Origin of the sequence: Ruminococcus sp. BSD2780120874_150323_B10 (assembly GCF_015553695.1) — a bacterium.
In the GTDB taxonomy this organism is placed as follows: domain Bacteria; phylum Bacillota; class Clostridia; order Oscillospirales; family Acutalibacteraceae; genus Ruminococcoides; species Ruminococcoides intestinale_A.
In genome coordinates this window covers 69695-80708 of the sequence record NZ_JADNHD010000013.1, presented here as the reverse complement: position 1 = coordinate 80708, position 11014 = coordinate 69695, and the positions used below count along the sequence as shown (strand labels likewise).

General features: G+C 38.7%; 10 protein-coding genes. 6 read left to right on the top strand and 4 right to left on the bottom strand.

From position 1 onward, the window contains the following. Positions 1-677: 677 nt before the first annotated feature. The 3 genes from I2E21_RS09340 to I2E21_RS09330 all read right to left on the bottom strand — a co-directional run bounded on the left by I2E21_RS09340 (position 678) and on the right by I2E21_RS09330 (position 3780). Positions 678-2219, bottom strand: a complete 1542-nt coding sequence (locus I2E21_RS09340; protein ID WP_195411152.1) for a M23 family metallopeptidase — start codon at positions 2217-2219, stop codon at positions 678-680. A gap of 171 nt (positions 2220-2390) precedes the next feature. Next, positions 2391-2846 (bottom strand): S-ribosylhomocysteine lyase, encoded by a 456-nt coding sequence (locus tag I2E21_RS09335; protein WP_195411151.1) that lies wholly within the window; start codon positions 2844-2846, stop codon positions 2391-2393. 31 nt (positions 2847-2877) lie between these two features. Next, a complete protein-coding gene (locus tag I2E21_RS09330) occupies positions 2878-3780 on the bottom strand; it encodes a glycoside hydrolase family 25 protein (protein ID WP_195411150.1) in 903 nt (300 codons plus the stop codon). A gap of 164 nt (positions 3781-3944) precedes the next feature. Between I2E21_RS09330 and I2E21_RS09325 the strand changes: the two genes are divergently transcribed. Further along, positions 3945-4202 carry a hypothetical protein gene (locus tag I2E21_RS09325; protein WP_022234972.1) on the top strand — a complete coding sequence of 86 codons (258 nt, stop codon included), beginning with the start codon at positions 3945-3947 and terminating at the stop codon, positions 4200-4202. Between the two features lie 175 nt (positions 4203-4377). On the opposite strand, the gene I2E21_RS09320 is transcribed toward I2E21_RS09325, so the two are convergent. Further along, positions 4378-4719, bottom strand: a complete 342-nt coding sequence (locus tag I2E21_RS09320) for a cupin domain-containing protein (RefSeq protein ID WP_195411149.1) — start codon at positions 4717-4719, stop codon at positions 4378-4380. Between the two features lie 222 nt (positions 4720-4941). Between I2E21_RS09320 and I2E21_RS09315 the strand changes: the two genes are divergently transcribed. From I2E21_RS09315 to I2E21_RS09295, 5 genes are all read left to right on the top strand, one after another. Beyond that, complete coding sequence (locus tag I2E21_RS09315; protein WP_186935826.1) at positions 4942-6678, top strand: ABC transporter ATP-binding protein; 1737 nt, start codon at positions 4942-4944, stop codon at positions 6676-6678. Continuing rightward, positions 6675-8408 carry an ABC transporter ATP-binding protein gene (locus I2E21_RS09310; protein ID WP_195411148.1) on the top strand — a complete coding sequence of 578 codons (1734 nt, stop codon included), beginning with the start codon at positions 6675-6677 and terminating at the stop codon, positions 8406-8408. Before I2E21_RS09315 ends, I2E21_RS09310 begins: the two co-directional genes overlap by 4 nt. 393 nt (positions 8409-8801) lie before the next feature. Next, positions 8802-9224 carry a division/cell wall cluster transcriptional repressor MraZ gene (locus I2E21_RS09305; RefSeq protein WP_022234968.1) on the top strand — a complete coding sequence of 141 codons (423 nt, stop codon included), beginning with the start codon at positions 8802-8804 and terminating at the stop codon, positions 9222-9224. A gap of 10 nt (positions 9225-9234) precedes the next feature. Further along, positions 9235-10158, top strand: coding sequence for a 16S rRNA (cytosine(1402)-N(4))-methyltransferase RsmH (rsmH, locus tag I2E21_RS09300; RefSeq protein WP_022234967.1), 924 nt, complete (start codon positions 9235-9237; stop codon positions 10156-10158). 273 nt (positions 10159-10431) lie between these two features. Then, entirely contained in the window at positions 10432-10968 is a 537-nt protein-coding gene (locus I2E21_RS09295) for a hypothetical protein (RefSeq protein ID WP_178586362.1), read from the top strand. Positions 10969-11014 lie beyond the last annotated feature (46 nt).

Here is an 11014-nt window from a genome sequence, read left to right as displayed (position 1 = left end):
ATGCCTTAGTTGCATAACAAAAGCGTAGCAGCTAAAAGCCACTACGCTTTCAAATCTAACTTTTGGGGGTCACCACAGAAAAGTCGGTGCTTTTTTGCCTTTTGCTTTAAAAACGATTTTTGTTAAAATGTTGGTAAATTATGGTTTAGCGGAGTGTCGGTCGGGCATTGAAATTTAGCTAACGCTAAATTATCCTCCCGAAAGCAAAAAAAGTTTACTCAATTTTTTCAAAAATTGCGGGTTTGGGCAGCGCCCATAAAAATCTTCCGATACAACAATTTATCAGGCGCAAACAGCCACGCAGTTTGCGTGCTAAAACTAAGTATGTTAAAACAGGCGACAGCCATTATAAACAGAAATGCTAAAAACATAGTCAACGCATTGCGTTGACTATGAAAATGATGTTTATTTCCTTTTGTTGCTCTCGCAAAGGCTTTCGCCTGTTTGTTCAAGCCGCCAAACAGCAAGCTGTTTGGCTATCGTTAAATAGCATAAACGGAAAGTATTTGTGGGCTTTGCCCACACCCACGACCTTTGAAAAGGTCGACCAAACTTTTATAATTGCCTTGTGAAGTATTCCGCTAAACCATAATTTACCCCGACTTTTGAAAGAACTGTTTTAATAAAAAATTAACTAAAAAGGCAATACCACAATTAATGTGATATTGCCTCAATTTTTAAAGAAATTCCATAGGGTCAAGGCGGTCTGTTTCACTTCTTCTGATTTCAAAGTGTAAATGTTCGCCAGTGGAGTCGCCTGTAGAGCCTACATAGGCTACAGTCTGTCCTTTATATACCTTGTCACCCTGACTCACTGCAAGTGAACTGCAGTGACCGTACAATGAATAGTATCCGTTTCCGTGGTCGATTATAACATAGTTGCCATAGCCTGAATCATCATATCCTGCCCATGTTACTGTGCCGCCGTCAGCCGCTACAATGTCCTGACCGCCGATTCCGTCATCTGAAATATCTATGCCTGAATGAAGTCTGCCCCAACGATAGCCGTAATAGCTTACAATGTTGTGGGTGTAGGGAAGAGGCCACATAAACGAACCTGTTGCCTCGTATGACGGAGCTTCGCTTGTGCCCTGAACAATTATCTCGTTCTTAGGCTCTTTTGTAACATTTCTTGCTGTTTCAACAGAATTTGTCTGTTCTCCGTTTATATATGTTACCTTGTAGGTTACTTCAGCCTCGCCGTTTTCACCTTCTTGCTTGGTTTCGCTGTAGGTGTTGCTCTTTGAATCGTCATACTCGTATTGAGTATCGTAATTAAGGCTGATTGTATCGGTAACATCAGTAGTAACAGCCACATAAAGATAATCTTTAGCAAGCTCAAGAACTTCATCTGCTGTAAGTACGGTTTCATTCGGGAATTTACCGTTGATAATTTTTACTGTATTTGCAAAATCAGCGGTAGTATTTTCGTCATAACCCTCTTTAGCGTCAGATAAAATTTTATTTAACGCATTGCCGAGAGCAGATGTTTCTCCTGTAACACCGATTTTTTTGCCGTTAATATAAAGTGCAGAAAGTTGAGCACCGATATTGTTGCTCAAAACTGCATTTGTAACAGCTTTTTCCGCAGTATCGGTTGCCTCATCTGCTGTAGCTATGCTTGAAAATTCATTTGAAGTATAGTCAACATAAGAGTATCCCGAAGACTTGGCACTTTGTACAGTCGCTTTCTTTTCTGTCGGCAGTACGGAAAGTGCACTTGCGCCCGATGCAAAACCTATCATAGCGGCAGTAAGGCAGGCAACAGATGCAAGCATAGCTTTCTCCTTGATTGCCTTATGCACACTTGCTTTTGAAACAGGTGCGGCGTGAGCGTATTTTCTGTCATTTTTATAGCGTGTTGCGGTAACAAGCTTTAATGTTGGATTATCTGTATCATTAAAGTTTATACCCTGTCTTGCAACACTGTATCGTCTGTCAAAATAACAGATTTCAGCTCGTTTGGAGCTTGTCTGCATAACAGGCTTTGGCTGTACGACAGGTTTGTTTTGCCTTTTTGCAACAGGTTTTGTAACATTTCTTTTTACGGTTACTTTTCTTGTTGATTTTATTTTAAACTTTTTTGCTGCAAGCGCAGCTGCTCTCTTTATAAAGCGAACAGTTTTCTGAGCGGTATTAAGCTCTTGAGGTTTGCGCCTTGTAAAAGGAAGACTCTCGATTTCTTGGTAGCCGTCCTTGCCAATGAACTTTGTACTCAAAATAATTTCTCCTATCTCATTAACTGTTACATTCTTGTAACAAACTTAACACTATTATTATAACAAATAGTAACAAAATTGCAATAGAAGAATTAAAAACCGTAATCTTATCCAGTAATTAGCACAAATCTAACAGCGTATATTATGCAACAGATACAATAATTCTCAAAATTAATTATACTTTAAGTTATCAACTGTTAAATCCTTTAACTTATTGTAATATTTATTTAATGCCTCAATAGCACCGTTAAAGTCGTGTTCCTTGTAATTTCCGCACTCTGCGGCAGTATTTCCGGGAATTTCGCCTGTGTGATTCTTACATTTAAAAACAGTATCTTTAATAAGCTCAAGGGCATCTTCCTGCGACATATCTCTTACAAGAAAATAAAATCCCGTTCTGCAGCCCATAGGACCAAAATAAATTACCTTATCCGCATATTTGCTGTTGCGTGAATATGTTGCAAAAAGATGTTCAATAGTGTGCATAACAGGGTTAGGCAGAAACGGCGGAGTATTCGGCTTAATAAATCTCATATCGTATGTTGTAATGTCACCGTCAATTCTCGATACATAAACACCCGGTTCAAGTGTATCGTGATTTACCTGAAAGCTTGCAATTCTTTCCATTATAAAAAAACCTCTTTCTTATTTAATAGTTTTAAGCGTAGTCTGCAATACCGGTAAAGCAAATGTTAAGGTCAACTTCGCCGTCAATACCGTCAACCGTACCTGCGGTTGTATATTGCCACATCGAAAATTGATAGTAAAATTCAGGCGTGTCGCTGTATTCGCAGTACCAAATGTCATAATCCTTTAATCTTGAAAGGTCATATTTAAAATAAAGTTCACGGCTCGGAGAGTAAATAGATGCGGTATAGCCGTTTGATTCTACGGTCTGGCAGAATGCTCTTGCACATTCGGTTGCCTCGTAAGCAGAAACATTGTCGGTTCTTGCATCATCATCTTTTACAATTTCCCAGTCATAAGCAACGGGATAATCAAGTTTGATGTCGCCGAGAATGTCTTTTACATAGTTTGCCTCCTCAATAGCCTCATCGGTATTAATTGCTTGGGAGAAGAAGTAAACGCCGACTTTGATGCCGTTGTCTTTTGCCTCTGTAATATTTTTTATTGCATTTTCATCTTGATACAGAGTTCCCTCTGTGCCGTAGCCTCTGCCGCCGATTCTTATCATAGCAAAGTCAATGCCCGAATTCTTAACTTTTTTCCAGTCGATAGTTCCGTTGTAATCGGAAACATCAACACCCTCTGTTGATGCCGCTTTACCGTTTACATTGTAATACTTAAAGTTAGCGTCGGCAGAAAAATTATTTTTATCGAGGGTATTTTTTGGAACATTGGCAAGTTCTGTTATCCAGATTTCTCCGAGAGTGGAATCGTTTATTAAAATTTTTTCTCCTGTGGTTTTTACTGTTGTATCTGTAGGAGTGGGGGTGTAGGAACTTTGTTCGGCAGTGCTTTCGCTCTTGCCGCCGCAGCCTGACAGTGCAACTGTGCTTACGAGGAGTGCCGAAATAAGTATGTATTTAATTTTTTTCATCATATTAACTCCTATTTTGTATTTATTAATGACAGGATAACACAAAAATAAATTTCTGTAAATAAAATAAGTCAAAATTTATATTGAAAATATTGTGAAAATTAAGTATAATAGAACAGTATAATGCAACAATATGGCTCACATTAAGGAAAGGAGTAGGGATTATGAATGCTGCAAAGGTTACAGGTTATGCCAAAAAGCCTAAAAAAGAGCTTATCAAAGCCATTGATGACTGTGTGTCGTTAAGTCAGCTTTTTGCGCTTATCCAGCATGAGAATATAACTATGCAAATGCATTCACAACCCGGCGCATCAAACCTTGCTCCAAAGGTTCTTTCAGCACAAGAGATTATAGATAAAAAAGACACTCCGCTTGAGCGTCTTAAAACTGAAATAAAAAAATCCGTTTTAAAAAGCAAATAGCAGTTGTATCGAATTTTGTCGGTACAACTGCTGTTTTTTGTTTTAAATATTTTGTTAAAAAGAATTGCTGAAGCCTGATAAATTTAGTGGTTTGCAGAATACTTTGCCGGTCAATTACAATTGTAAAATTAACCGCCGCTTTCCGCTAAACATAATTTTATCCAAAAACCTAAAATCAAAAAACAACCACAAGTAGCATTTTAAAGCGTTCTTCACCGAAAACTGCGTGAGGGTGTTTTGCAGGCATAACGATTGATTCACCTTCTTTTAATATATACTCAATGCCGTCAACAGTAATTTTTCCGACACCGTCAAGGCAGGTTACAAATGCGTCGCCACCCGATTCGTGAGTGCTGATTTCCTCGCCTTTATCAAAAGAAAAAAGAGTTACGCTTACTGCATCGTTTTGTACAAGGGTTTTGCTCACTACCATTCCGTCCTGATAAGCAACTTCGTCTTTTAATGTAAGCACCTGTGATTTGCTTATATTTTTCATTTTACCGTTTTTAAATAACATTTCCGTTGTAAGTACCTCCTTTGTTGAAAACATAATTATTTTTTACAATATTATCACATAAATACCCGATAAACTCAATAAAGTGATGCACAATGTATTGATGAATTTTTGAAAAGTGATATTTTCAATTGCGAATATTGATATATGAATTTTTTTGATGTAAAATAATAATGTTATACTGTTAAAAGGTTAAATTTAAGAAAGGCAAATTGAGAGGAAAATATGATTAAACTCAGAAGATTTTTGAAGGACTACAAAAAAGAATGTATTATCGGCCCTTTATGTAAGCTTTTTGAGGCAATACTTGAGCTTATTGTTCCGCTTGTAATGGCGGATATAATTGACAACGGTGTCACCAACGGCGACAAAGGCTATGTACTGCGTATGGGTCTTGTAATGGTTGCGCTTGCGGCAACGGGATTGCTTAGTGCGCTTGTGTGTCAGTATTTTGCTTCAAAAGCCTCACAAGGTTTTGGTACAAAGGTGAGAAGAGCGTTGTTTTCTCACATCAACTCACTTTCTCACGCAGAACTTGACAAACTCGGTACACCGTCACTCATTACAAGAATTACAAATGATGTAAACCAGTCACAACAGATGGTTGCAATGACTATACGATTGCTCACAAGAGCACCGTTTATTGTTATCGGCTCAATTATTATGGCAATGACAATCAGCGTGAGAATGTCAATTATTTTTATAATTGCCGCCGTTATTATCGGTCTTATACTTTATTTTGTAATGACAAAGAGTATTCCGATTTTCAGCCTTATACAGAAAAAACTTGATAAAATCGGACTTGTTTCAAGAGAAAACCTTTCAGGTAACCGTGTTATCAGAGCTTTTTCAAAGCAGAAAAGCGAAAAAGAGAGAATTGATAATTCTACGGAGGATCTTGCAGCTACTTCAATTCGTATTAGCAGACTTTCCGCTCTGCTTAATCCCGCAACTTATGTTGTAACGGATGTAGCGATTATTGCAATTATCTGGTTCGGCGGTATTAATGTAGATGCCGGTAATATGCAGACGGGTGATATTATTGCGCTTGTAAGCTATATGACGCAGATTTTGCTTGCGATGATAGTTGTTGCAAACCTTGTGCTTTTAATGACAAAGGGCAGTGCGTCGGCAGCAAGAATCAACGAAGTCCTTGAAACGGAGCCAAGCGTAAAAGAAACCACAAAAGAGATTATTTCTGTAAATACAGACGAAAACACACCGAAGATTGCTTTTGACAATGTTTCTTTCAGTTATGGCGGCGGTGATGATGAGCTTAGTAAAATCAGCTTTGAAATCAAGCGTGGCTCAACTGTAGGTATAATCGGCGGTACAGGCTCGGGTAAGAGTACGCTTATCAACCTTATTCCTCGTTTTTATGATGTAACACAGGGAAGCGTGGAGGTTGACGGCAGAAATGTTAAAGATTATTCTTTCAAACAGTTAAGAAAACAGATTGGCATAGTTCCGCAGCAGTCAATACTTTTTAAAGGAACTATCCGTGACAATATGAAATGGGAAAATCCTGACCTTTCGGATGAAGATATTATTACTGCGCTTAAAAACGCACAGGCTTATGAGTTTGTTTCAAAGCTGCCTATGGGACTTGACAGCCATGTTGAGCAGGGCGGTAAAAACTTCAGCGGCGGTCAAAGACAGCGACTCTGCATTGCAAGAGCAATTGCGGCACAGCCAAAGGTACTTATTCTTGATGACAGCTTTTCTGCACTTGACTTTGCAACAGATGCGGCACTCAGAAAAGCGCTTAGTCAGTACACTCATGAGATGACGGTTATAATTGTAACACAGCGTTGTTCAACAATTATGAATTCTGATTTGATACTTGTGCTTGATGACGGTATGCTCGTAGGTAAGGGCACTCACAAAGAATTGCTTAAAAACTGCGAAACCTACAAGGAAATCTGCCTTTCACAGCTTAGCAAATCGGAGGTGGAAGTTTGAAAAAATCAGTAGTAAGAAGAGTTTTAAAATATATAAAACCATACAAAGGATTGCTTGCACTTGCTATTTTAAGTGCGATTATAAGCGTTTCGCTTACTCTTTATATTCCTGTACTTACAGGTAATGCCATTGATAATATTATAGATAAAGGCAATGTTAATTTTGAAAATGTACTTCAAATAATTATTTATATAGCCGTCGGTGTTGCCGGTGTTGCGATTTTTCAGTGGACTATGACTTATTTTACAAATGTAATTTCATACAAAACAGTAAGAGATTTAAGAAGAGATGTTTTCTGTAAATTTAACGATGTGCCGCTATCGTACATTGACACACACTCGCACGGTGACCTTATCAGCCGAGTAATCAATGATGTTGATGCCGTAGGCGACGGCCTTTCACAGATGTTTTTGCAGTTGTTCTCGGGTATTGTTACAATTCTCGGAACAATGGTATTTATGTTTATAATTGACTGGAGAATTGCTCTTGCGGTAATTATCCTTACTCCGCTTTCGTTATTTGTGGCTGCTTTTATAGGTAAAATGACACATAACCGTTTTGCAAGACAACAGCAGTTGCAGGGCGATATTTCCTCATATGTTGAGGAATATGTGGGCAATCAGCGAATTGTAAAGGCTTTTTCATATGAAGACAGAGCTTTTGAAAATTTTGAAAAATACAACCAAGAACTTTACACGGTAGGCTTTAAAGCACAGTTTGCAGGTGCTCTTGCTAACCCGAGCACACGATTTGTAAATGCAACGGTGTATGCGGCTGTCGGTATATTCGGTGCAATTACAGCAATTGCAGGCACACTTTCGGTCGGACAGCTTTCGTGTTTTTTAACCTATGCAAACCAATATACAAAGCCGTTCAACGAAGTAACGGGCGTGCTTACGCAGTTGCAGACAGCTATTGCGGCGGCGGGAAGAGTATTTGATGTGCTTGACGCCGAAGACGAACCGAAAGATAAGCCTGATTCAATTAAAGTTGAAAATTGCAAAGGTAATGTTAAAATTGAGAATGTCAACTTCTCTTATGTAAAAGACAAGCCTCTTATTACAAACTTTTCTCTTGATGTAAAGAGCGGAAGTCACATTGCAATTGTAGGACCTACAGGCTGCGGCAAAACAACATTTATAAATCTTCTTATGAGATTCTACGATACCGACAGCGGTAAAATATCGGTTGACGGTGTAGATATAAAAGATATGGAGCGTGACGAGCTAAGAAAGCTGTACGGAATGGTTTTGCAGGACAGCTGGTTGTTCTGCGGCACTATTATGGAAAATCTTAAGTACGGCAATCCGAACGCTACAGACGAAGAAGTTATTGAGGCTGCAAAGGCGGCATATGCGCACAGCTTTATAAGAAGAATGCCTGATGGTTATGACACTATGATTTCAGAGGGCGGCGGTAACCTTTCGCAGGGACAAAAGCAGCTGCTCTGTATAGCAAGAGCAATGCTTTCCAATCCGACAATGCTTATTCTCGACGAGGCTACTTCGTCTATTGATACACTTACGGAAATTCGTGTTCAAAAAGCCTTTGCAAAGATTATGCAGGGCAGAACAAGCTTTGTTGTTGCACACAGACTTTCTACGATTAAGGAAAGCGATGTTATTCTTGTTATGCGTGACGGTAATATCATTGAGCAGGGCACTCACGAAGAATTGCTTGCAAAGGGCGGTTTCTATAAGAAACTTTACGAAAGCCAATTTGCAAAGTAAAACGGTGTCACATAGTGACACAATTATAAAAAACTATATATTATCAGGTTAAAATACTTGGAACAAATGTTTTGAATTTGTAACCTTTTTGCTTATAAAGGTTACAACAAAGCTCTTAAGAGTCGCAAAAACCCCAGATTTTATGGAGGTTTTGCGGCTCTTTTTTGTATTATAATTTCGCTTGAGAATTATAAATTAAAATAAGGTAAAAATAATTTCAAATCTGAAAAATATTACTTAGGTTTGTAAATTTTATTTCATTTTGTGCTATATTTATCTTGATTTTTATCAGCTGATGGGGTATAATGATAGCAAACGGTGGCATAAGGTGTCATTTGGTGACTGAATGATACTCAAAAAACCGAAATTCAGTTCTAAACGGAGGTGGGCAAAATGTTTTCCGGAATGTCTAATAATTCAATCGATGCAAAAGGACGAGTTGTTTTGCCTGCAAAATTCCGTGACGAACTCGGAGAAACCTTTTATGTAGCACAGGGATTTGGCACTCCTTGTATTCAGGTTATGTCTAAGGAAGTTTTTGAGCATTTCTGTTCACAGATTATGCAGCTACCCGCTAACAAAGCTATGATTCTCCAATATACTTTTACGGCAACCGCTGTTGAAGTATCGCCTAATTCACAGGGCAGAGTCCAGCTTCCGCAAACTTTAAGGGAGAACGCAAAGCTTGACAGCGATGCTCTTGTAATCGGTCTTAATAATCGTATTGAGATTTGGAGCAAGTCAGTGTTTGAGGATTATGTAAATTCACAGAAGGAACAGCTTGCCGACGCAGTTGGCAGCCTTTCATTCGGATAAGGAGCAAGCTATGGAATTTAATCATATTCCCGTTCTGCTCAATGAAACCATCGAAGGGCTTAATATTAAAGAAAACGGCATTTATGCCGATGGTACTGCAGGCGGTGGGGGACACAGCAGTGAGATTCTAAAACACCTTACTACAGGTAAACTTATCTCAATTGACCGTGATCCCGATGCTATCCAAACGCTTACAAAGCGTTTTTGCAAAAATGAAAATTCAATAATCATAAAGGGCAACTTTGCAGACATTGCCGAGCTTTTAAAGCAAAGAGGCGTTGGCAGACTTGACGGGGTTATGCTTGACATCGGTGTTTCTTCTCATCAGCTTGACACAGCCGAGCGGGGATTTTCTTTTCACGAGGATGCTCCTCTTGATATGAGAATGAGCCAAAGCGGTACAACAGCCGCAGATTTGGTAAATTCGCTTCCTTTTGAAGAATTACGCAGAATTATTTACACCTACGGTGAAGAAAAATTTGCGGATTCCATTGCAAAGGGTATTGTGAAAGCGAGAGAAGAAAAGAAAATTGAAACTACCTTACAGCTTGCCGAGATTATCAAACAGAATGTTCCGCAGAAAGTGCGAAGAGAAGGACATCCTGCAAGAAAAACATTTCAGGCTATAAGAATAGCGGTAAATGACGAACTCGGAGCACTTAACAAAGGTCTTGACGGAGCGTTTGAAATGCTCGGTTCGGGCGGAAGGCTTGCGGTTATTACATTCCATTCGCTTGAGGATAGAATTGTTAAGCAAAAAATGGCGTCATGGTGTAAGGGATGTACTTGCCCGAAAGATTTTCCGGTGTGCGTATGTGGCAATAAGCCCAAGGCAAAACTTATTACCAGAAAACCGATTTGTGCAAATGGGACAGAATTGGAATTAAATCCCAGGGCGAGAAGTGCAAAGTTGAGAATATGCGAAAAAATATAGTTTTTTCTTTGGTAGCTATGGACAAATGAGCTAAAATGTAGTAAAATATAACAAAGCTGTAAATAAGGTTACAGATACTATTAGTAGTAGCTTTTTTATACTGCAATTACTATATGTACGCATAATATAGGACTTTAAAGACGATTTATCGTGCTTTAAATATGTATAATTCTTTTGAAATGTTAAATTTGTGAAATATTTTGCTCGTTTTGAAAAATGAGTATATTGTGTGTTTTATTATAAATGATATCGGAAAGGCACAGGGTGCAGAATATGGCATATGAAAACAGAAACGCAGCTTATGATTTGAGTCTTTTTGACCAGGCTTCAGCAGCTCCTTTGCCAAAGCGTGACGAAGAAGTAGAAAAGGTAAAAGAACCTAAGAAAAAGACCGGTAAAAAAGTAATTTCTCTGCCGGAAGAGGAATTACATAAAATCAGAAAGCGCAGACACAATCCGCTTAAGGTTGCACTCGGTACAATCGGCGGTGCGGCAGTCGCAATGATTATTGCAACAATTATTATAGGACAGGTAAGAATCACAGAACTTAATCAGCAGATTATTACCGCAAAAGAAACACTCTCAAATGCACAGAGTGTTTATACACAGACAGAAATGAGCTTGCAGGCAAAGCTTAGCTCATCAGACATTGAAAAATATGCCGAAAACCAGCTTGGTTTGACCAAAGCATCAAGTTCTCAGCAAGAATTTGTTTCACTATCGGGCGGAGATAAGGCAGAGGTTACTTCTCCGGAAAGTGAAAATCTCTTTACTCAGTTTATCAGCTCAATAGCAAATCTTTGGTCATAACATAACGGCAAACTTAATACAAATGTTATGGAGGAATAAGAGTTAA